At 71.5% G+C, this 20946-nt stretch carries 20 protein-coding genes and 1 rRNA gene; 18 read left to right on the top strand and 3 right to left on the bottom strand.

Going from position 1 to position 20946, the window contains the following annotated elements; all coding sequences use genetic code 11:
- Positions 1-153 precede the first annotated feature (153 nt).
- From rrf to ACFYO9_RS06340, 10 genes are all read left to right on the top strand, one after another.
- Positions 154-270: ribosomal RNA gene (gene rrf, locus ACFYO9_RS06385) — 5S ribosomal RNA — on the top strand.
- A gap of 86 nt (positions 271-356) precedes the next feature.
- On the top strand, positions 357-1001 hold the full coding sequence (locus tag ACFYO9_RS06380) for an HAD family hydrolase (RefSeq protein ID WP_358712828.1): 645 nt from the start codon (positions 357-359) through the stop codon (positions 999-1001).
- Positions 1002-1141: 140 nt separating this feature from the next.
- A complete protein-coding gene (locus ACFYO9_RS06375; protein ID WP_358774557.1) occupies positions 1142-1918 on the top strand; it encodes a VC0807 family protein in 777 nt (258 codons plus the stop codon).
- A 56-nt stretch (positions 1919-1974) separates the two neighbouring features.
- Positions 1975-3192: an MFS transporter gene (locus ACFYO9_RS06370; protein ID WP_358774559.1), complete on the top strand. Its 1218-nt coding sequence runs from the start codon at positions 1975-1977 to the stop codon at positions 3190-3192.
- The gene (locus tag ACFYO9_RS06365) at positions 3143-4318 is read left to right on the top strand and encodes an acetoin utilization protein AcuC (protein WP_355820063.1); all 1176 of its coding nucleotides are present in this window, start codon (positions 3143-3145) and stop codon (positions 4316-4318) included. Before ACFYO9_RS06370 ends, ACFYO9_RS06365 begins: the two co-directional genes overlap by 50 nt.
- A 229-nt stretch (positions 4319-4547) precedes the next feature.
- Complete coding sequence (locus ACFYO9_RS06360) at positions 4548-5363, top strand: phosphatase (protein WP_358774561.1); 816 nt, start codon at positions 4548-4550, stop codon at positions 5361-5363.
- 132 nt (positions 5364-5495) lie between these two features.
- A complete protein-coding gene (locus ACFYO9_RS06355) occupies positions 5496-5705 on the top strand; it encodes a helix-turn-helix domain-containing protein (RefSeq protein WP_062770509.1) in 210 nt (69 codons plus the stop codon).
- A gap of 146 nt (positions 5706-5851) precedes the next feature.
- Positions 5852-5950 carry a 30S ribosomal protein bS22 gene (locus ACFYO9_RS06350; protein ID WP_003948845.1) on the top strand — a complete coding sequence of 33 codons (99 nt, stop codon included), beginning with the start codon at positions 5852-5854 and terminating at the stop codon, positions 5948-5950.
- A 174-nt stretch (positions 5951-6124) separates the two neighbouring features.
- Complete coding sequence (locus ACFYO9_RS06345) at positions 6125-7183, top strand: NAD-dependent epimerase/dehydratase family protein (protein ID WP_358774563.1); 1059 nt, start codon at positions 6125-6127, stop codon at positions 7181-7183.
- Between the two features lie 14 nt (positions 7184-7197).
- On the top strand, positions 7198-8277 hold the full coding sequence (locus tag ACFYO9_RS06340; RefSeq protein WP_358774564.1) for a lysophospholipid acyltransferase family protein: 1080 nt from the start codon (positions 7198-7200) through the stop codon (positions 8275-8277).
- Between the two features lie 92 nt (positions 8278-8369).
- Here ACFYO9_RS06340 and ACFYO9_RS06335 read toward each other — a convergent pair whose 3' ends face one another.
- From ACFYO9_RS06335 to ACFYO9_RS06325, 3 genes are all read right to left on the bottom strand, one after another.
- Entirely contained in the window at positions 8370-9632 is a 1263-nt protein-coding gene (locus tag ACFYO9_RS06335) for a DUF5667 domain-containing protein (protein ID WP_358774566.1), read from the bottom strand.
- 300 nt (positions 9633-9932) lie between these two features.
- Complete coding sequence (locus ACFYO9_RS06330; protein ID WP_355820073.1) at positions 9933-10727, bottom strand: ECF subfamily RNA polymerase sigma factor, BldN family; 795 nt, start codon at positions 10725-10727, stop codon at positions 9933-9935.
- 362 nt (positions 10728-11089) lie between these two features.
- The gene (locus ACFYO9_RS06325) at positions 11090-12043 is read right to left on the bottom strand and encodes an HAD-IB family hydrolase (RefSeq protein ID WP_358774568.1); all 954 of its coding nucleotides are present in this window, start codon (positions 12041-12043) and stop codon (positions 11090-11092) included.
- A 103-nt stretch (positions 12044-12146) separates the two neighbouring features.
- Here ACFYO9_RS06325 and ACFYO9_RS06320 point away from each other — a divergent pair, with 103 nt between their 5' ends.
- The 8 genes from ACFYO9_RS06320 (at position 12147) to ACFYO9_RS06285 (ending at position 20870) form a co-directional block, all read left to right on the top strand.
- On the top strand, positions 12147-12422 hold the full coding sequence (locus ACFYO9_RS06320) for a glutaredoxin family protein (protein WP_355820077.1): 276 nt from the start codon (positions 12147-12149) through the stop codon (positions 12420-12422).
- 315 nt (positions 12423-12737) lie between these two features.
- Positions 12738-13493 (top strand): redox-sensing transcriptional repressor Rex, encoded by a 756-nt coding sequence (locus ACFYO9_RS06315; protein ID WP_355820079.1) that lies wholly within the window; start codon positions 12738-12740, stop codon positions 13491-13493.
- Entirely contained in the window at positions 13490-15202 is a 1713-nt protein-coding gene (locus ACFYO9_RS06310) for a glutamyl-tRNA reductase (protein WP_358774570.1), read from the top strand. The genes ACFYO9_RS06315 and ACFYO9_RS06310 overlap by 4 nt, the downstream gene beginning before the upstream one ends.
- Positions 15199-16212, top strand: a complete 1014-nt coding sequence (hemC, locus tag ACFYO9_RS06305; RefSeq protein WP_358774572.1) for a hydroxymethylbilane synthase — start codon at positions 15199-15201, stop codon at positions 16210-16212. The genes ACFYO9_RS06310 and hemC overlap by 4 nt, the downstream gene beginning before the upstream one ends.
- Positions 16209-17864, top strand: a complete 1656-nt coding sequence (locus tag ACFYO9_RS06300; RefSeq protein ID WP_355820085.1) for a uroporphyrinogen-III synthase — start codon at positions 16209-16211, stop codon at positions 17862-17864. Before hemC ends, ACFYO9_RS06300 begins: the two co-directional genes overlap by 4 nt.
- A 127-nt stretch (positions 17865-17991) precedes the next feature.
- Positions 17992-18981 carry a porphobilinogen synthase gene (gene hemB / locus ACFYO9_RS06295; RefSeq protein WP_358774775.1) on the top strand — a complete coding sequence of 330 codons (990 nt, stop codon included), beginning with the start codon at positions 17992-17994 and terminating at the stop codon, positions 18979-18981.
- 105 nt (positions 18982-19086) lie between these two features.
- Positions 19087-20064 (top strand): zinc-binding dehydrogenase, encoded by a 978-nt coding sequence (locus tag ACFYO9_RS06290; RefSeq protein WP_358774574.1) that lies wholly within the window; start codon positions 19087-19089, stop codon positions 20062-20064.
- Between the two features lie 215 nt (positions 20065-20279).
- A complete protein-coding gene (locus ACFYO9_RS06285) occupies positions 20280-20870 on the top strand; it encodes a DUF4232 domain-containing protein (protein ID WP_358712852.1) in 591 nt (196 codons plus the stop codon).
- Positions 20871-20946 lie beyond the last annotated feature (76 nt).

Below are 20946 nucleotides of genomic sequence, written 5' to 3'. Positions count from 1 at the left end.
AGATCTGGAAGCCCGGTAACGGGTGGAGGTGACTGGTACTAATAGGCCGAGGGCTTGTCCTCAGTTGCTCGCGTCCACTGTGTTGGTTCTGAAACCACGAACAACCCCGTATGTCGGGCCACGACTACGGTGCGGTTGACAGTTTCATAGTGTTTCGGTGGTCATAGCGTGAGGGAAACGCCCGGTTACATTCCGAACCCGGAAGCTAAGCCTCACAGCGCCGATGGTACTGCAGGGGGGACCCTGTGGGAGAGTAGGACGCCGCCGAACTAATTTTGAACGGGAAACCCCCGCACCTTATGGTGCGGGGGTTTTCTGCGTTCCGAGGGTATCCGGCGACCGTTTAGGGTCGGTATATGCGATACGACCTGGTCATCTTCGACAATGACGGCGTCCTGGTGGACAGTGAGCCGCTCTCCAACACCATCCTCGCCGGCTATCTGACCGAGCTGGGGCACCCCACCACGTACGAGGAGTCCCTGCGCGATTACATGGGGGCCGCCGTCCACCGCGTACACGATCTCGTTCTCGAGCGGAGTGGACAGCAGTTGCCCGCGGACTTCGACGACGTGCTGCACGGGCGGGTGTTCGCCGCCTTCGAGCGGGAGCTGCAGCCCGTGCGCGGGGCCGTGGATGTGCTGGAGAGGCTGACCAAGGAGGGCGTGGCCTACTGCCTCGCCTCCTCCGGGAGCCATGAGCGGATCCGTGTCGGGCATCGGAAGGCCGGGCTCGACCAGTGGTTCGAGGAGGAGTGGATCTTCAGCTCCGAGGATGTGGGGCGGGGAAAGCCGGCGCCCGATCTCTTTCTCCACGCCGCCGCGAGCATGGGGGTCGCGCCCGAGAAGTGCGTCGTCGTGGAGGACAGCCCGCTGGGCGTGCAGGCCGCGATCGCCGCGGGGATGGACGTCTATGGGTTCACCGGTATGACGCCCGCGGAGCGTCTCGCAGGGGCCACCGAACTCTTCGGGGACATGGGGGAGTTGGCTGACCTGCTCGTATGACGGTGACCCGGTCGGGGCGCTGACATTTGTCACTGCCAGGTGCGGACGATCGTTTCTGTCGGTGGGTGGGTGCCGGAGGCGAAGCTGAGGTTGTCGCGAAGGAACCGGACGCACGCCCAGCCCGACGGAGGAACCCGATCATGAGCCAGCTCGCCACCGAGGTCAGCACCCAGGCCGGCCCCGCGGTCCGCACCGAGGTCCGCACCGAGATCAAGCCCTCTGCCGTCAGCCCTTCCGGCGCAGGCGCAGGCGCAGGCGCCGGTGCCGGTGACGACGCTCGCAAGGCACGTATCGAGTCGCTGAAGCCGCTGGTGCTCGACGCGCTGGTGCCGACCGCCTCGTACTACCTGCTCAGCAAGGGGTTCGGGATGGGCACGCTGGCCGCGCTCGGCTGGAGCAGCGTGGTGCCGGCCGGGCGGACCGCGTGGGGGCTGGTCAAGGAGCGGCGGGTCAACGGGCTCGCGGCGCTGATCCTGACCGCGAACGTCGTCGGGCTGCTGATGAGCCTGATCGCCGGCGATCCGCGGCTGATGCTCGCCAAGGACAGCGGGATCACCGCCACCGTGGGCATCGCCGTGCTGCTGTCGGTGGTGGCTGGGCGGCCGCTGATGACCGCCGCCCTCAAGCCCTGGGTGACCAAGGGGGATGCGGCGCGCAGTGCGGCCTGGGAGCGGCTGACCGCTCAGCGGGGGCCGTTCGCACGGCTGGAGCGGACGTTCTCCGTGGTGTGGGGAGTGGCCCTCTTCGGAGAGGCGCTGCTGCGGGTCGTGGGGGCCTACACGCTGCCCGTCGACACCATGGTGTGGCTGGGCGGGGCGATCGCGGCCGGGGTGATCACGCTGACGGCCGTCGCCGGTGGCCGCCTGGTCGTCGTGCCCATGGAGAAGCTGGTCGAGGAAGCCGTCGCCGGGCGGTGAATTGGTTGAGTGATCCACCTACCCATGGGTAGGCCGGGGCCCTACGCTCTGCAGCCATGACCGATGAGCTGCGGCGCGGCAGGGCCCTGCTGGCGTTCGCCTTCCTGGTGCAGGGCGTGACCTTCGCCCTGTTGGTGACGCGGATACCGGCGATCCAGGATCGCTACGGGATATCCGACGGGCTGCTGCCCGTCTTCCTCGCGGCGGTGCCGATCCTGGCCGGTGTCGGGAGTGTGGGCACCGAGCACCTGGTGAAGCGGGTGCCGCCGAGTGCGGTGCTGCGGTGGTCCCAGCCGGTGGTGCTGCTGGCGCTCCTGGGCGTGGGCGCGGGGGACGCGCTGTGGCAGGCCGCCGTCGCGCTCGGGATGTTCGGGCTCGCGGTGGGGGCGCTCGACGCGTCCATGAACATGCTCGGGGTGAGCCTGCAACGGGCGTACGGGCGCAGCATCATGCTCGGCTTTCACGCCGCGTACAGCCTCGGCGGGATCGTGGGGGCCTCACTGGCCTGGGCCGGGGCGCACTGGGACCTCTCGCTCTTCGTCTCGTATCTGCCGGTCGTGGTGGTACTCCTGCCGGCCGCGCTGCTCGGCAGCCGGTGGTACGTCGACGCGGGGGAGGCGAAGCGGGACGAAGCCGGGGACGCCGTGGGTGGCGGGGGCGTCGTCTTCAAGGTGTTGTTGCCGCTCTGCCTGGTGATGACGTTCGCGTACATCGGTGACTCGACCGTCTCCAACTGGAGTGCCAAGTACCTTCAGGACGTGCTGGGGAGCTCCGAGGAGGTCTCGACCGTTCCGTACAACGTCTACATGGTGATGACGTTGGTGGGGCGCGGGCTCGGGGATCTGGGGGTGCGGCGGTTCGGGGCCGCGGCGGTGGTGCGGGCCGGGTCGGTGGTGGCGGCGCTGGGGTTCGCGGTGGTGGCGGTGGCGCCCGGGGCGTGGGTGGGAATCGCGGGATTCACGGTGCTCGGTCTCGGTTTGTGCGTGATCGTCCCGCAGATGTTCGCCGCGGCGGGAAGGCTGTTCCCCGGGGCTTCGGACGCGGCCGTCGCGCGACTGAATGTCTTCAACTACGTGGGCTTTCTGATCGGTTCGCCGTTGGTGGGCGGGCTCGGGGACGTCTGGAACTACCGGGGCGCGATGGTCGTTCCTCTGGTGTTGGTCCTGCTGACCTTGCTGTACGCCCGTTCCTTCGCCCCGGGAGCGGACGGGTACGGTGACGGGCATGAGTGGCCGCGCACAGCTGATGTGGGACGAGGCAGTAACGGGCTATGACTTCGGCCCGGGTCACCCGATGGACCCGGTCCGGCTCGGGCTGACCCGAAGTCTTGTCGGCGCCTTCGGGCTCGACAAGGAGCTCGACGTGGTCGCGGCCAAGCGTGCCGGTGACTCGACGCTGCGCCTCGTGCACCGCGGGGACTACGTGGACGCGGTCAAGGCCGCCTCCGCCGACCCGGAGTCCGCCCGCGGGGAGTACGGACTCGGCACGGAGGACGACCCGGCCTTCGCCGGGATGCACGACGTGTCGGCGCTGATCGCCGGGCAGTCCGTCGGCGCGGCCGAGGCGGTGTGGCGCGGGGACGCGCTGCACGCGGTGAACTTCGCGGGCGGGCTGCACCACGCCATGCCCGGCTCCGCCTCCGGGTTCTGCATCTACAACGACGCGGCGCTGGCCGTCGCGCGCCTCCTCGAACTGGGCGCCGAGCGGGTCGCGTACGTGGACGTGGACGTGCACCACGGGGACGGGGTGCAGGCCGCGTTCTGGGAGGACCCCCGGGTCCTGACGATCTCGCTCCACGAACATCCGCGCACGCTCTTCCCGCAGACCGGGTGGCCCGAGGAGACGGGGGCGGACGGCGCGGCCGAGGGGTCCGCGGTGAACATCGCGCTGCCGGCCGGCACCGGTGACGCCGGGTGGGTGCGGGCCTTCCACGCCGTGGTGCCCGAGCTGCTCGCCGAGTTCCGGCCGCAGGTCCTGGTGACGCAGCACGGTGCCGACACGCACTTCGAGGACCCCCTCGCGCACCTCGCCGTCTCGCTGGACGCGCAGCGCGCCGTGCAGGTCGCCTGCCACGAGCTGGCCCACGAGCACGCCGACGGGCGGTGGGTGGCGTTGGGCGGCGGGGGATACGCGGTGGTGGACGTGGTGCCCCGGTCGTGGACGCATCTCGTGGGGATCGCCGCGGGGCGCCCCGTCGAGCCCACGGCGGCGGTGCCGGAGGCCTGGCGGCAGGAAGTCTTCGCCCGGACCCGGCAGTTGGCGCCCGGCCGCATGACGGACGGGCGGTGGCCGGTGGAGTGGCGGGGCTGGGAGTCGGGGTACGACCCCGCCGACCGGCTCGACCAGGCCGTACGGGCGTCCCGGCGCGCGGCGTTCCCGCTGCGGGGGCTGTTGCCGTAGGGCGGCGGCGGGGCCCGTGGGGCGGCGGCGAGGACTCGTGGGGCGGCGGCGCGGATGAAAGGGCCGAGCCCCGGGACCGTACCCCTGGACCGGCCGAACCCCCGGACCGTACCCCTGGACCGGCCGAACCCCCGGACCGTACCGCCGGATTATGAGCGCGTTAGCCCAACTGTGGGTGGTTTCCGTGCTTTTGGGGACGGCCAGCCCTCGATGCGCCAGCATCGGCTGCGTGTTGAGCACCGGCGCCCTGCGTGCGCATCTGTTGGCGGCCCGGCTGGCCGGGCCCGTGGCCACCTCCCGGGAGCAGAGCCTGCGGAGTTACCGGCTCTTCGCGGCCCGGGACCCGCGACTCACCCTCGGACTCGACCCCGAGCGGAGCTGGGGCGCCGGCGACCTGCTGCGCCTGATGGCGGACAGATGCGGGGTGTCCGCCGATCCCCGGCTCACCACGGGGGCCGACGTCATCGATCCGGAACGCACGCTGACGGCGCTCGACGCGTTCGCGGAACGACTCGCGGCGGCGGCGCGGCGTAAGCTGCCGGTACTCCTCGGGACCGGTCATCCGCACCGGCTGCTGGGGTTCTACGCCACATTGGCGGACGCCCTGTCGGCGGCCGGATGCACTGTCCTCACCCCAGCGCAGGGCGGCAGTGTCGACATAACGACCCGGTTCGGCCTACGCACGTACAACCTTGACTACGTACAGGGAGTCGCGCTGGTGCGCGAACCCGGCGTGCGTCCCACCGGGCGTGAGCCCGGCGCACACACCCACTCACCGCTGCCGGTTCGGGCCGCTCTGGATGCCGCGGCGGAGGCCGGCGGACCGCTTCCCGGGTTGGTCGTCGGGGACCACGGATGGGTCTGCGGAGCAGGTCAGCTGGGGTTCGAGGCCATCGGTCTGGCGGATACGGATGATCCCGCGCTGTTCGTCGGAGAGGCCGAGGGGCAGGTGTCCGTCGTCGTTCCGCTTGATGACGCTGTGCGGTCTGATTACTACCGACCGCTTACTCGCTATGTACTCAATCGAGCGTGTCTGTCACAGTAGGCGGCCGATGGCTGCTCCTCTTCCCCACTCGCATCATCCGCCCCTAGTCTGGGGAGTGAGCGCATAGCGACGAAGAGTCACCGGAAGGGGAAGCCGGTGCCCGTCATGTGCGGAAGGTTCAGGTGGGGTGTCATGGCTGAGAACCAGAGGCCGCTGAACGAGGTTCAGTTTCTGACCGTGGCGGAAGTCGCCTCGGTGATGCGAGTGTCCAAGATGACCGTGTACCGGCTGGTGCACAGCGGTCATCTGCCCGCCATCCGGGTCGGAAGGTCCTTCCGGGTTCCGGAACAGGCGGTTCACGAGTACCTCCGCGAGTCCTATGTGGGGGTCGAAGCAGGTTGAGCGAGGGGCCTTCGGGCCCGTCGCGCAGGGGCCGTGGCCCCTCGATTACGTCCCTCACGCCGGGGCGGGTAGGCTAGGCCGACGTAGGTCGTGTGGGCCCAGTCTGCTGCCCCGCACCGAGTGAAGAGAAGTGAGCGAGGGTAGTCGTGGGCTCTGTTATCAAGAAGCGGCGTAAGCGGATGGCCAAGAAGAAGCACCGCAAGCTGCTGAAGCGCACTCGCGTTCAGCGTCGCAACAAGAAGTAAGCGCCGCTGTACCAGCGTGTACCGAAGCCCTCCCGTCATCCGGCGGGAGGGCTTCGGCGTTTTCGGGCCGTCTGCGGACGCACGGACATCACAGCGTGACGTGCACCCGCTAGCGTGGGCCGGAACACAGCCGACGGTGGCGCGGCGAGGGTTGGGGAAAGGCAGGCGCTGATCTTGGGCAAGGTCGTGCTCGTGACCGGAGTGGCCCGGCAGCTGGGCGGACGGTTCGTCCGGCGCGTCCAGCGTGACCCCGACGTCGACCGGGTGATCGCCGTCGACGCGAGCCCGCCCGAACACCATCTCGGCGGCGCCTCCTTCGTGCAGGCCGACATCCGCCAGCCCACGATCGCCCGGGTGCTCGCCGAGCACGCCGTGGACACGGTCGTCCACATGGACGTCACGGCCACCGCCCTCGGCCGCGACGGCCGGGGTAGCCGGGGCTCGGTCAAGGAGACCAACGTCATCGGCACCATGCAGCTCCTCGGCGCCTGCCAGAAGTCGCCGACGGTGCAGCGGCTCGTGGTGAAGTCGAGCACCGGCGTGTACGGCTCCGCGCCCAAGGACCCCGCGGTGTTCACCGAGACCACTCCGCCCAAGTCGCTGCCCAGCGGCGGCTTCGCCAAGGACGCCGTCGAGGTCGAGGGCTATGTGCGCGGCTTCGCGCGGCGCCGCCCCGACGTCGCGGTGTGCGTGCTGCGGTTCGCGAACATCCTGGGGCCCGCCGCGGACTCCCCGCTCGCCGAGTACTTCGGGCTGCCGGTCCTGCCGACCGTGTTCGGCTACGACCCCCGCCTGCAGTTCGTCCACGAGGACGACGCGGTCGAGGTGCTGCGCCTCGCCGCGCACGAACCGGCCCGCGGCACCCTCAACAGCGGCACGTTCAACATCGCCGGCGACGGACAGCTGCTGCTCTCGCAGTGCTCGCGCCGGCTCGGCCGCCCCACCGTCCCCGTACTGCTTCCGGCCGTCACCTGGGTCGGCTCGGCGCTGCGCACGGTCGGCATGACGGACTTCTCGCCCGAGCAGATCCGGCTGCTCACCCACGGCCGGGTCGTGGCGACCCGGCAGATGCGCGAGACACTGGGGTTCAGGCCGAAGTACACGACGGCGGAGGCCTTCGCGGACTTCGTACGCAGCCGGGGCCCCGGGCTGCTGCCGCCCAGTGCCCTCGCGGGGGCAGTCGACCGGATCGCCGCGCTGCCCCTCGCGGGCGGCCACCCGAGCGCCAACTGAGGAGAGCGTCAACGATGGCGGACGCCAAGGTCATTCCGTTCGACGACGACCGTTCGCGCGGGAGCGCGCAGCGCGCGGCGCGCCGCAGGACCGCGCCACGGCGCCCGGGCGACCCGGTGGCCGGGGTCGCGGCGCTGCCCGGACAACAGGACGGGCAACAGGACGGACAGCCGGACGGGCAGCAGGACGGACGGCAGCCGGAGGGACCGCGTGCCGGGGAGGCGGGGGCCGGACGGGGCCCGGAGCGGCGCGGCGGCGGCTGGGACCGGCGGATCGCGGGCGGCCTGGCCTTCCTGCGGCGCCGGCTGACCGGTGAGTACGAGGTCGACGACTTCGGTTACGACGAGGAGCTCACCGACCAGGTCCTGATGTCGCTGCTCCGCCCCTTCTACGAGAAGTACTTCCGGGTGGAGGTGAAGGGCATCGAGAACATTCCCGCCGACGGCGGGGCGCTGATCGTCGCCAACCACTCCGGGACGCTGCCGCTGGACGGCCTGATGATGCAGGTCGCGGTGCACGACAACCATCCGCAGGGCCGGCATCTGCGCCTCCTCGCCGCCGACCTGGTCTTCATGCTGCCGGTGATCAACGAGCTGGCCCGCAAGGCCGGGCACACCCTGGCCTGCGCCGAGGACGCCGAGCGGCTCCTGGAGCGTGGCGAGCTCGTCGGGGTGATGCCGGAGGGGTTCAAGGGCATCGGCAAGCCGTTCAGCGACCGCTACAAGCTGCAGCGGTTCGGCCGTGGCGGTTTCGTCTCGACGGCGCTGCGGACCGGCTCGCCGATCGTGCCGTGCTCGATCGTCGGGGCGGAGGAGATCTACCCGATGATCGGCAACGCCAAGACGGTGGCGCGGGTGCTCGGCATCCCGTACTTCCCGATCACGCCGACGTTCCCGTGGCTGGGGCCGCTGGGCGCGGTGCCGCTGCCGACGAAGTGGACGATCCAGTTCGGCGAGCCGATCCCGACGGACGGCTACCCGCCGGAGGCGGCGGAGGACCCGATGCTGATGTTCAACCTGACGGACCAGGTGCGGGAGCAGATCCAGCACTCCCTGTACAAGCTGCTCGTGCAGCGGCGGTCGGTCTTCTTCTAGGTCTTCCCGGGATACGCGTCGTTCGTTCCCGGCATACGCGATCGGGGCGCCCTCCCCGCCAGGAGGGCGCCCCGATCCCGTACGCACGAGGGCTACGGCATGTCCTCGCTGTCCACGCCCAGCTCCGGGAGCAGGTCGGGCAGGAGCGGGGGCAGGGTGACGTCCGGCTTGGCCGGGGAGTCGTCCTGACCGGGTTTGCTCTTGCCGTCCGCCGGGGCCGGTGGCGTCTTCTTCTCGGAGGGCGGGTCGAGCAGGCCGCCCGTGGTCCCGCCGAGGAGACCGTCGTCCTTGCTGTGCGAGGTGCTCGGCCGGGGCTTGCTGTCGTCGCTCGGGCCGCTGCCGTGCGAACTGCCGCCGCCCGAGGGGTGGGAGGTGCGTCCCTCGGATCTCTCCGTGCCGCTGGGGTGCTGCGGGGCCCGGCCGGTCTCGCCGCCCTTCTCCGGGGTGCGGGGCAGCAGGGAGCGCAGCGGGTCGACCTCTTCGTCTATGGCGTCGAAGACGTCGTTCACCTGCGCGCCCACGTCGCCCAGCTGGACGGGGAGGCGGCCCTGGAGGTCGCTCCACGCCTCCCGGTGCGACCGGGAGAACGCGGAGAGCGCCTGGATGGGACCGAGGGAGCCGTCGCGTTCGTACGCCTCCAGGAGCAGGCGGTGGCCCTCCGTGGCGTCGTGCCGCATGCCGGAGAGGGCGCGCCTGACCTCGCCGAGCGACTCGTGGTCCAGGGCGCCGGAGCGGCCCCGCTCCATGAGCCTGCGGGCCTCGTTCAGCCGGGTCGATGCGTGGTCGAGGTAGATCCGACCGCGGTCGGTGTCGTCGTCGGCCAGGCCCAGCTTGAAGTCCTCCATGCCGCGTTTGAGGCCGTACAGCGAGTCGCCCGGGAGGGCGTCGCCGCTGGCCGCCGCGACCCCGCCGAAGGCGCCCGCGGCGACTCCGACGGTGAGGCCGCCCGCCGCGATGCCCTTGGACAGACGGGAGCGCGGCCGCAACTTCCCGAGGGTGCCCGCTCGGTGGGCACCCTTGCGGGATCGCTGCTCGGGGACCGATGGACGGGTGCCCTCCAGAATCATGGCTTCCATCGCGGCCACGAGCTGGGCGCGTTGGACGACCTTGACCTCGGGGTCGAGGGCGGGCTTGGGCAGCGCGTCGAGACCGTCCGTCAGGGCCAGCATGCGGCCCTGTTCGGTCGGTGCGGAACGGGCCGCGGTGGTTTCGGCGGACTCCACAGGTGCGGCCGCGGTCGCGGTTGTGGGCGCGGAGTCCTCGGACTTCTCGGCCGCCGGGCCCTGGTCGGAATGCTCCTCCAGGGCCTGGGCGAAGGCGTTCGCCCGCCGGTGGGCCGATACGTTCGCGATCACTGGCGGCACCTCCTCTCGTCAAGACGGTCGACTCCCCAGGGGGTCCTGAGGGTTGCATGTACTGACCAATTCCACACGATCGAGTGAGCGGAGCCAGCCAGGTAGCGACCACAGGGAGCCTGCATCCCGCACAACGAGCGTCGCGGCACTTGGGTTACGGACGACAGATGATCGGACCGCGACAATTCCGTGGCGACCATCTGGCCGCCACGGAAGGTGAGTTGGGGATCACGGAGCATGACGAGGGCTGTCTTCGGGGCTCGGGCGCCGGCGGTGCGGGCGAGGTGGGCGGGGGCGGGTTCAGCGGACGTCGTCGGGCAGGAGGCGCGCGAGGGTGCGCACCGCCCGGTACTGGAGGGTCTTGATCGCGCCCTCGTTCTTGCCCATGACCCGCGCGGTCTCGGCGACGGAGAGGCCCTGGAGGAAGCGCAGGGTCACGCATTCCTGCTGCTGGGGGTTGAGGCGGCGGACGGCTTCGAGGAGTGCCGCGTTCGAGAGGGACTCCAGGACGGAGTCCTCGGGGCTGCGCTCGACCTCGTTGGCGTCGAGCATTTCGCCGGTGGTCACTTCGAGGCGGAAACGGCTTGATTTGAAGTGGTCGGCGACCAGGTTGCGGGCGATCGTGACCAGCCAGGCGCCGAAGTCGCGGCCCTGCCAGGTGAAGGTGCCGATACGGCGCAGCGCGCGCAGAAAGGTCTCACTGGTGAGGTCCTCGGCGGTCGCCTTGCCGCCCACGCGGTAGTAGATGTAGCGGTAGACCGTGTCGCTGTACTGGTCGTAGAGGCGGCCGAAGGCGTCGGACTCGCCGGCCTGGGCGCGTTCGACGAGGTCCATCATGCGCGCGCTGTCGCTGTCCGCGGCGGGACGGCGGGGGGTGGGGGCAGAGGTGGCGGCGGCGGCGCCGGAACGGGCCCGTCTGCTGACTGCCGCACCGCCGTTCGCCAGGGCATAGCACGGCCCGGCGGGTGCGGGGACGGCAAGGGCGGGGACGGCCGGGACGGCGTACGCGGTGGGGACGAAGCCGCGCAAGCGGTCGATGACCGTTGCGCGCAGCGTAGCCAGGCCCGAGGCGTCAACCCCGACGTGTGGGTACACGGGACTCCCAGAGGCAGAGCTTCCATCACGTGCAGTGCGGGACCGTTCACCCGTCGTAGCGACGTGTGGGGTCCTTTATGCGTCTGAGGAGAATAACGCTTCGTACAGGCAGCGCTACACCCAGTTGCTCAAATCATCGATTACGTCGCTTCTGTAACCGATTGACGCCTGGTCAAGTGCCGCAGAGTGACCGAATGTTGATCGATTGGGTTCACATTCCGTGTCGGCGTGAGGCGTGTTGTGGCCGAGTGCTACCGGCGTGACTGGCGGGAGTCGGGGCGGGGTAGAGCCGACGGAATGTCCGGGCCGTTCGACGCGGGGCAGGGCAGGGCGAGGCGGGGCGGAGTCTCGGTGGCGGGGCGTCAGTGGCGGCGGCGATGCAGGGCGATGGCCGCGGCGGCGCCGCCCGCGAGCGCGCCGACGCCGGCGGCGGCCGGGATGCCGACCTTGGCGGCCTTGCGGCCCGTGCGGTAGTCGCGCAGCCGCCAGTCCCGTTCGCGTGCGTGCTTGCGCAGTTTGGCGTCGGGGTTGATCGCGTAGGGGTGCCCGACGAGCGAGAGCATCGGGATGTCGTTGTGCGAGTCGCTGTACGCGGCGCAGCGGCCGAGGTCCAGGCCCTCGGCGGCGGCCAGTGCGCGGACGGCCTCGGCCTTCGCGGGGCCATGCAGGGGCTCGCCGACGAGCTTGCCGGTGTAGACGCCGCCGACGGACTCGGCGACGGTGCCGAGGGCGCCGGTCAGGCCGAGGCGGCGGGCGATGACCGTGGCGATCTCCACCGGGGCCGCGGTGACCAGCCAGACCTTCTGGCCCGCGTCGAGGTGGGCCTGGGCCAGGGCGCGGGTGCCGGGCCAGATGCGCTCGGCCATGTACTCGTCGTAGATCTCCTCGCCGATGGACATCAGCTCGGCGACGCGGTGGCCCTTGACGATGGAGAGGGCGCTGTCGCGGGCGTCCTGCATGTGCTCGGGGTCCTCGACGCCGGCCAGCCTGAACCACGCCTGCTGCCAGGCGAACCGGAACAGTTCCTGGCGCTCGAAGAACTTCCGCTTGTACAGGCCGCGGCCGAAGTGGAAGATCGCGGCGCCCTGCATCACGGTGTTGTCGAGGTCGAAGAAGGCGGCGGCCTTCACGTCGCCGACGACGGGGAACTCCGGTTCCTTCGGCTCCTCGTCGGCCGCGGTCCGCGCCGCCAGGCCTTCGAGCTCCTCCAGCTCCTGGGAGGACTTGCGCGCTGCCTCGGCCGAGGCCTCGCCTGCCAACACGCTCCGCGCCGTGGCGGAGCGCCTACGGGGGGTGAGCCATCCGAGAGCGGCCATGTCGTGAGCATAGCCAGTCTGTTCGGTGGTACCGGAGTCGGGAGGAATCGGGCCTGTGAACTCTCTGTGTCCGCTCCATGGGAGGGCGGGCGAGAATGGCGGCATGAGCCCGATTTTTCGTCGTACGAAGAGAAAACCCCAGGAGCGGTCGGTCACCCTCATCGGGAAGCCGGGGTGTCATCTGTGTGATGACGCACAGTCGGTGATCGAGAAGGTCTGCGGGGAGCTCGGCACTCCGTGGGAGAAGAAGGACATCACGCAGGACGAGGAGCTCCACCGGGCCTACTGGGAGCAGATCCCCGTGGTGCTCGTGGACGGGGAGCAGCACACGTTCTGGCGCGTGGACGAGGCGCGGCTGCGGCGCGAGCTGGAGGGGTAGGGCGCGGCGGGGTGGTCCGGCACTGACCGGCCAGTCCAAAGTGCCCGCGAAGTCGATTACGCTTTGGGGCGGTTTTGGTCTCGGGGGCGATGATCGTGAGGAGTGTGTGCGGTTTTGCCCCCCACAAATGAGCGACGAATCCTCCCGCGCGCCGGTTCCGTGAACGTGCGCCGGGGGCGCGTGACCCCGGTCACGTTGGCCGGGCAAATCGGACACCATCTTTGTGCACGCGTTCACAAAGACATAGCCTGCATTCGACGGGGCGGTCTGGGGACGAGTGACCGCCTGCAGCCCCGCTCTACCCGCAGGAGCACCGTGGCAACTGGCCGAACTCACCGACCGGCGACCCGCAGCCGAGGAATTCCCGAGGCCACCGTCGCCAGGCTTCCGCTGTACCTCCGAGCCCTCACCGCACTGTCGGAGCGCTCGGTGCCCACGGTCTCCTCCGAGGAGCTCGCGGCCGCCGCGGGGGTCAACTCCGCGAAGCTGCGCAAGGACTTCTCGTACCTCGGTTCCTACGGGACCCGCGGTGTCGGTTACGACGTCGAGTACCTCGTCTACCAGATCTCCCGCGAGCTCGGGCTGACCCAGGACTGGCCTGTCGTCATCGTCGGCATCGGCAACCTCGGCGCCGCGCTCGCCAATTACGGCGGGTTCGCCTCCCGCGGGTTCCGGGTCGCCGCGCTGATCGACGCCGACCCGGCGATGGCGGGCACGCCCGTCGCCGGCATGCCGGTGCAGCACACCGACGAGCTCGAGAAGATCATCGAGGAGAACGGCGTCTCCATCGGCGTCATCTCGACCCCGGCCGGCGCCGCCCAGCAGGTCTGCGAGCGGCTCGTCGCCGCCGGTGTGACCTCCATCCTGAACTTCGCGCCGACCGTCCTGTCCGTGCCGGACGGTGTCGACGTACGCAAGGTCGATCTCTCCATCGAGCTGCAGATCCTCGCCTTCCACGAGCAGCGCAAGGCCGGCGAGGACGCCGCACACGAGGGACCCGTCCCGCCCGTGTCGGCCAAGCAGCAGCGGAAGGGACCCGACGGGGACGTCCCCGCCGTGATGCCGGCATGAGTCTCCTGGTCGTGGGGCTGAGTCACCGCAGCGCCCCGGTGAGCGTCCTGGAGCGGGCCGCGCTGTCCGCCGACGCGCAGGCCAAGCTGCTGCAGGACACCCTCGCCGCCGAGCCCGCCGCCGAGGCGGCCGTGCTCGCCACCTGCAACCGCATCGAGCTCTACGCCGACGTGGACAAGTTCCACGCGGGCGTCGCCGAGCTGTCCACGCTGCTCGCGCAGCACAGCGGCGTCGGCCTGGAGGAGCTCACCCCCTATCTGTACGTCCACTACGAGGACCGCGCCGTCCACCACCTGTTCTCGGTGGCGTGCGGGCTCGACTCGATGGTGGTCGGCGAGGGGCAGATCCTCGGACAGATCAAGGACGCCCTGGCGCGCTCGCAGGAGCTGCACACCGCGGGCAAGCTCCTCAACGACCTCTTCCAGCAGGCCCTCAGGGTCGGCAAGCGCGCGCACTCCGAGACCGGCATCGACCGGGCCGGACAGTCGCTCGTGACCTTCGGGCTCGAACAGCTCGCCGCGCGCGAGCCGGTCGACGCCTGGGCCGCGGGCAAGCGTGCCGTGGTCATCGGCGCGGGCTCCATGTCCTCGCTGGCCGCCGCGACGCTCGCGCGCGCCGGTGTGGCGGAGATCGTGGTCGCCAACCGCACGCTGGAGCGCGCGGAGCGCCTCGCGGAAATCCTCGGCGAGAGCGGTGAGACCGGCGTACGCGCCCGTGCCGTCCCCATGGACGACGTGGCGGACGAACTGACACGTGCCGACGTCGCCGTCTCCTGCACCGGCGCGACCGGTCTGGTGCTGACCGCGGACTCCGTCGCCGACGCCGTCGCGGGCCGGGTGCCCGCCGACGACCAGCTCGGCGAGGTGCCCGCGCAGGCCAGGAACGGCTCGGCGGGCCAGGGCGCGCGGACGGCCACCGTCGCCGACGAGGGCTGCCCGGTCGACCTGTCCGCGCCGCGCGGCTTCTCCGTCGCCGGTGAGGAGGCCGTCGCCGGGATGGACGCGGCGGCCCTGGAACAGCACGCGGCCTGGGTGGACAACGCCCCGGCCGAGCGGCGCGAGGACCAGGCCGCCGACCCGCGGGCCGAGGCCGAGGCGATCGCCGCGCTCGCGGCCGCCGCGCGCGTCACCGGCCGGCTCCCCGAGCGGCGCGTACCCGCGCCGTCGGCGTCGGCGGGAGCGGCCCGCCCGGCCGTGCTCGCCCTGCTCGACCTGGCCATGCCCCGCGACATCGACGCCGCCGCGCACCGCATCCCCGGGGTGCGCCTGGTCGACATCGAGTCGCTGGCGGAGGCGTCCGCGGACGCGCCGATGGCGGGCGACGTCGAGCTGGTGCGCTCCATCGTCTCCGACGAGGTCGCCGCCTTCGGCGCCGCGCAGCGCGCCGCGCACATCACGCCGACCGTGGTCGCCCTGCGCACCATGGCCGCCGACGTGGTGGCCGGTGAGATGGCGCGCCTCGAAGGCCGGCTGCCCGGCCTCGCGGACAAGCAGCGCGCGGAGATCACCCAGACCGTGCGCCGTGTCGTGGACAAGCTGCTGCACGCGCCGACGGTGCGGGTCAAGCAGCTGGCGAGCGAGCCCGGCGGCGCCGGGTACGCGGACGCGCTGCGCACGCTCTTCGACCTCGACCCGCAGACGGTCGCGGCGGTCAGCAGAGCTGACCACTTGAACAACGAGAACGACGACCCGAATCGAGGCCGGGCATGACCGAGAAGGCCCTCAGGCTCGGGACCAGGCGCAGCAGGCTGGCCATGGCCCAGTCCGGGCAAGTGGCCGAGGCAGTCAGGGAGTTGACGGGGCGACCCGTCGAGCTCGTGGAGATCACCACGTACGGCGACACCTCGCGCGAGCACCTCGCGCAGATCGGTGGCACCGGCGTCTTCGTCGCCGCGCTGCGCGAGGCCCTGGCCCGTGACGAGGTGGACTTCGCCGTCCACTCGCTCAAGGACCTGCCCACCGCGCAGCCCGCCGAGCTCACCCTCGCGGCGGTGCCGCTGCGCGAGGACCCGCGTGACGCGCTGGTGGCGCGCGACGGCCTGACCTTCGCGGAGCTGGCAGCCGACTCGCCGACGGGGGTTCCCCGCATCGGCACCGGCTCGCCGCGCCGCATGGCGCAGCTGAACGCCTACGCGCGCAGCCACGGCATGTCCGTCCAGACCGTGCCGATCCGCGGGAACGTCGACACCCGCATCGGATACGTGCACAAGGGGGAGCTCGACGCCGTCGTGCTCGCCGCCGCCGGACTCAACCGCGTCGGCAGGTCCGACGAGGTGACCGAGCTCCTGTCGGTCGACACCGTTCTGCCCGCCCCCGGCCAGGGGGCACTGGCGATCGAGTGTGCCGCGCACAACGCGTCACTCGCCGCCGCGCTCGCCGAGCTCGACGACCCGTACACCCGGGCCGCCGTGACCGCCGAGCGGTCCCTGCTCGCCGCCCTGGAAGCCGGCTGCAGCGCGCCCGTGGGCGCGCTGGCCGACCTTCCCCAAGCTCTCGACTTCGCTCGAGCAGGGGAGACCCCAATGGCCGACGGGCAGATTGTCAAGGAAATGCGCCTGCGCGGCGTCGTCGGTACGACCGACGGCTCGTCGCTGGTGCAGCTGTCCACCACCGGTCCCGTGCCCGAGACGGAGACCCAGGCCATGGCGCTGGGCCGCGAACTCGCTGCCGAGATGCTCGCCAAGGGCGCGGCCGGTCTGATGGGGGAGCGAGCACTTTGAGCCCCACCTCGAACCTTCCCGGCCTTCCCGCACACGGGCACGTCACCTTTCTCGGTGCCGGACCCGGCGATCCGGGACTGCTGACCCTGCGCGCCGTCGAGGCGCTGGCCCGAGCGGATGTGCTGATCGCCGAGCCGGATGTGCTCGACGTCGTCCGCGTGCATGCCAAGGGAGGTGTGGACACACCCCAGCCGACAGCTGACGACACGTCAATGACCGCCGACGCGACGCCGTTCCGAGCTGCCGCCAATCTTGTCATGGAGGCCGCCAAGGGCGGCAGGCGGGTCGTGCGTGCGGTGAGCGGCGACCCCGGCCTCGACACGTACGCGGCCGAGGAGATGCTCGCCTGCGCCGCCCAGGGCATCCCCTTCGAGGTCGTGCCCGGCATCGCGGCCGCCGTCGGTGTGCCCGCCTACGCGGGTGTGCCGCTGCGGGACGCGCAGGGCACGGACGTCCGCTTCGTCGACGCCCGGACCGCCTCGGACCGCTGCTGGAGCGAGGTCGGCGTCTCCGACGGGACCGTCGTCGTCTCCACGGCGCTGGACTCCGTGGCGGCCGCGGCCGGTGAGCTGGTGGCCGCGGGCCGCAAGCCGGACACCCCGATGACCGTGACGGTCGCCGGTACGACGACGCGCCAGCGCACCTGGACGGCGACGCTCGGCACCATCGCGCAGGTCCTCAAGCAGGCCAAGGTGCTGCCGTCGCCGGACGGCGGGCAGCCCGTCATAGCCGTGGTCGGCGAGCGTTCCTCCGCCGCCCAGCGCGACCAGCTGTCGTGGTTCGAGTCGAAGCCGCTCTTCGGGTGGCGGGTGCTCGTGCCGCGCACGAAGGAGCAGGCGGCCTCGCTCTCCGACCAGCTGCGCTCCTACGGCGCCGTGCCGCACGAGGTCCCGACCATCGCGGTCGAGCCGCCGCGCACGCCCCAGCAGATGGAGCGCGCGGTCAAGGGCCTGGTGACCGGCCGCTACGAGTGGATCGCGTTCACCTCCGTCAACGCCGTCAAGGCGGTGCGGGAGAAGTTCGAGGAGTACGGGCTCGACGCGCGGGCCTTCGCCGGGATCAAGGTCGCGGCCGTCGGCGAGCAGACCGCCGCCGCGCTGATCGCCTTCGGCGTGAAGCCGGACCTGGTGCCGAGCGGTGAGCAGTCGGCCGCGGGGCTCCTGGAGGACTGGCCGCCGTACGACCCGGTCTTCGACCCGATCGACCGGGTGTTCCTGCCGCGGGCCGACATCGCCACGGAGACGCTGGTCGCCGGGCTCATCGACCTGGGCTGGGAGGTCGACGACGTCACGGCCTACCGGACCGTGCGCGCGTCGCCGCCGCCGGCGGACACGCGTGAGGCGATCAAGGGGGGTGGCTTCGACGCCGTTCTCTTCACGTCGTCCTCCACGGTGCGCAACCTCGTCGGGATCGCCGGGAAGCCGCACAACGTCACGGTGATCGCGTGTATCGGTCCCGCCACCGCGAAGACCGCGGAGGAGCACGGGCTGCGGGTGGACGTGATGGCTCCGGAGCCGTCGGTGCACAAGCTCGCGCAGGCGTTGGCGGAGTTCGGTACGGCTCGTCGTACGGCGGCGCTGGAGGCGGGGGACCCCGTCACCCGGCCCAGTGAACGTCGACCCGGTTCGCGTCGCAGGCGTACGGCACCCTGAGCGGTCCCGCACCGCCGATCACCGGCTTCGCCGAGTTCGTCCTCAAACGCCGGACGGGCTGAATTTCCCTGGTCCCGGCTGAGAACCTTCGGCCGGGACCAGAACCTTTCGTGAGGTGAGAGAGACAGTGACCAAGTACGGATCGTTTCCCGGCGCACGGCCCCGGCGGCTTCGCACCACTCCCGCCATGCGGCGGATGGTGGCCGAGACGCGGCTGCACCCCGCCGACCTGATCCTGCCCGCGTTCGTGCGCGAGGGGATCGGTGACCCGGTGGAGATCGGGGCCATGCCCGGCGTCTTCCAGCACACCCGCGACAGCCTGAAGAAGGCGGCCGTCGAGGCGCTGGAGGCCGGGGTCGCCGGGATCATGCTGTTCGGGGTCCCGGAGGAGTCCAAGAAGGACGCCGTGGGCACCGCGGGCACCGACCCGGACGGCATCCTGCAGGTGGCGCTCCGCGATGTGCGGGCCGAGGTCGGCGACGAGCTCATCGTCATGTCGGACCTGTGCCTGGACGAGACCACCGACCACGGGCACTGCGGCGTCCTGGACTCCGCGGGCCGGGTCGACAACGACGCGACCCTGGAGCGGTACGCGGAGATGGCGCAGGTGCAGGCCGACGCGGGCGCCCATGTGGTGGGCCCGAGCGGCATGATGGACGGTCAGATCGGCGTCATCCGGGACGCGTTGGACCAGGTCGGGCACGAGGACGTGTCGATCCTCGCGTACACCGTGAAGTACTCCTCGGCCTTCTTCGGGCCCTTCCGCGAGGCCGTCGGCTCGTCCCTCAAGGGGGATCGCAAGACGTATCAGCAGGACCCGGCGAACACCCGGGAGTCGATGCGCGAGCTGGCGCTCGACCTCGAAGAGGGCGCCGACATGGTGATGGTGAAGCCTGCGGGCCCCTACCTCGACATCCTCGCGCGGGTCTCCGACGCGGTGGACGTGCCGGTGGCCGCGTACCAGATCAGCGGCGAGTACGCGATGATCGAGGCCGCCGCCCAGCGGGGCTGGATCGACCGGGACCAGGCGATCATGGAGTCCCTGACGGGGATCAAGCGCGCGGGCGCCAACATGATCCTGACGTACTGGGCGACCGAGGTCGCGCGCCGGCTCTGATGCCGGGCTCCGGGCCGTCCGCGGGCGGCCCTTGACCTCAACCGCGCTTGAGGTCGCAGGGTGGTGTGTGCCGGCATTCGGCCCACGCCTCCCGAGGAGCACACCATGCGCGCTGTCGTCCTGCACGAGTTCGGGCCCGCCGAGAACCTGCGGACCGAGACCCTTCCCGACCCCGTGCCGGGACCCGGACAGGTGCGGATCGCCGTACGGGCGGCGGGAGTTCACTTCGTCGAGACCGTCATGCGCCGGGGCGCGGCCTCCGCCATGGCGCCGCCGCCGCCCGAGCTGCCTGCGGTCCTCGGCGGCGAGGTCGCCGGGACGGTGGAGTCCGTCGGCCCGGAGGTCGGGGCCGAGTGGCTCGGGCGTTCCGTGGTGGTGTCGCGCTCGACGCCCGGCGGGTACGCGGAGCTGACGGTCGCCGACGCCGGGAACCTGCACGTGATCCCCGACGGGCTCGGCTTCGAGGCTGCGGTGACCATGGTGATGACCGGGGCCACCACCATGGGGCTGCTCGGCGAGGCCCGACTCCGCCCGGACGACGTGGTGTTGGTGACCTCGGCGGCCGGTGGCGTGGGGCGGCTCGTGGTCCAGTACGCGCGCTCCCTGGGCGCCACGGTGATCGGCGCGGCGGGCGGCCGCGCGAAGGCCGACGCGGTACGGGAACTCGGCGCGGACATCGCCGTCGACTACGACGTGCCCGGCTGGGAGCGCGAGGTCGCCGCACGGCTCGGCGGGCGGCGGGTCACCGCGGTGCTGGACGGCGTGAGCGGCGAAAAGGGCGCGGCTGCCTTCGAGTTGCTCGCGGACGGCGGCCGGTACGTGGTCATCGGCTGGTCGTCCCAGCGCGCCTTCGAGCCGGAACCGGGGCTGCTCACGGAGCGCCGCATCACCTTCACCAACGCGCTGCACCGGCTGCTCGCGGCCCCCGAGGACGGCCCGGCGCGTGAGCGCGAGGCCCTGGCGGCCGCGGCGGAGGGCAGGTGGGTGCCCGCGGTGCAGGCCTTCCCGCTGTCCCGTGCGGCGCAGGCACACGCCGCGCTCGAACGCCGGGAGACGACGGGGAAGGTGGTGCTGGTGCCGTAGCCGGACCGCGTTCCGGGGGCGGGGGTATCCCGGGGGGCGTTCCAGGTGGGCGTTCCAGGGCGGGGGGTTTCCCGTGGTCACGTGGGTGAAATCGTTCCAGCGTGTCAGATGGTCCGGGGTTCCTTGTGCCGGTCGGGGCGGCGCTGTTTCGCTCGGGGCGTGCCGTCACCGGCACGCCCTTCGCACCGCGACCTTCCTGACCACGGGGGCTCCCCATGACGTTCACGCGCACCACGACCCGTCCGCTCCTCACCGGGGTCCTCGTGGTCGGCGCGCTCACCCTCACCGCGTGCGACAGCGACGACGGCATGGGCGTGCGGGACTCGGCGACCTCGGTGGCCGTCCAGCCGCCGGGTGACGGGGAGGCCGACCGGTGCCGCACCGACGAGCTGGAGATCACCGCGTCCGACACGACCGTCGACGGTGACCCCGAGGGCATGGTGACGGTGCGGCTGCGGAACGGGGGCGGCCGGGTCTGCGCGATCTCCGGGTACGCGGGCGTCGTCCTGAGGACCAGCGCGGGAACCCTCGCCGCCCGGCGGAGCGGGGGACCGATACCGAAGGGGGCCAAGGGGCCTCGGGGGTCCTGGGGTGTTCTGGAGGACGGAGAAGTGGCCGAGGTGCCGGTCACGTACGCACTGGGGGAGTCGGGCGGTGGGTCCGGGGTTCGTGTGGTGCGGCTCGTCGTCACGCCGCCGGGCGAGAGCGAGTCCGTCAGCCTCGACTGGCCGGGGGCCCGCAGGCTTCCCGCCGCGGGTGGGTCGGGCGGCGTCGTGAAGGTCCATCCCGTCGAGAAGGTCGTCTGACTCCGGCTCCCCGCTCTTCCTTCGGCTGCTCCCGTTGCCCCGGTCTCGGCGCGCTGTGCGCGTGAGGCCGGGGCTT

Source organism: Streptomyces sp. NPDC005863 (assembly GCF_042871345.1).
GTDB lineage: Bacteria > Actinomycetota > Actinomycetes > Streptomycetales > Streptomycetaceae > Streptomyces.
The sequence above is the reverse complement of the archived record's forward strand: the minus strand, read 5'-3'. Positions and strand labels throughout refer to the sequence as shown.

Coding starts and splice junctions, on each gene's coding strand:
- ACFYO9_RS06285 (WP_358712852.1), top strand. CDS start 20,280: ATGACGTTCACGCGCACCACGACCCGTCCGCTCCTCACCGGGGTCCTC.
- ACFYO9_RS06340 (WP_358774564.1), top strand. CDS start 7,198: ATGGCGGACGCCAAGGTCATTCCGTTCGACGACGACCGTTCGCGCGGG.
- ACFYO9_RS06365 (WP_355820063.1), top strand. CDS start 3,143: ATGAGTGGCCGCGCACAGCTGATGTGGGACGAGGCAGTAACGGGCTAT.
- ACFYO9_RS06320 (WP_355820077.1), top strand. CDS start 12,147: ATGAGCCCGATTTTTCGTCGTACGAAGAGAAAACCCCAGGAGCGGTCG.
- hemC (WP_358774572.1), top strand. CDS start 15,199: ATGACCGAGAAGGCCCTCAGGCTCGGGACCAGGCGCAGCAGGCTGGCC.
- ACFYO9_RS06290 (WP_358774574.1), top strand. CDS start 19,087: ATGCGCGCTGTCGTCCTGCACGAGTTCGGGCCCGCCGAGAACCTGCGG.
- ACFYO9_RS06375 (WP_358774557.1), top strand. CDS start 1,142: ATGAGCCAGCTCGCCACCGAGGTCAGCACCCAGGCCGGCCCCGCGGTC.
- ACFYO9_RS06310 (WP_358774570.1), top strand. CDS start 13,490: ATGAGTCTCCTGGTCGTGGGGCTGAGTCACCGCAGCGCCCCGGTGAGC.
- ACFYO9_RS06380 (WP_358712828.1), top strand. CDS start 357: ATGCGATACGACCTGGTCATCTTCGACAATGACGGCGTCCTGGTGGAC.
- ACFYO9_RS06355 (WP_062770509.1), top strand. CDS start 5,496: ATGGCTGAGAACCAGAGGCCGCTGAACGAGGTTCAGTTTCTGACCGTG.
- ACFYO9_RS06370 (WP_358774559.1), top strand. CDS start 1,975: ATGACCGATGAGCTGCGGCGCGGCAGGGCCCTGCTGGCGTTCGCCTTC.
- ACFYO9_RS06325 (WP_358774568.1), bottom strand. CDS start 12,043: ATGGCCGCTCTCGGATGGCTCACCCCCCGTAGGCGCTCCGCCACGGCG.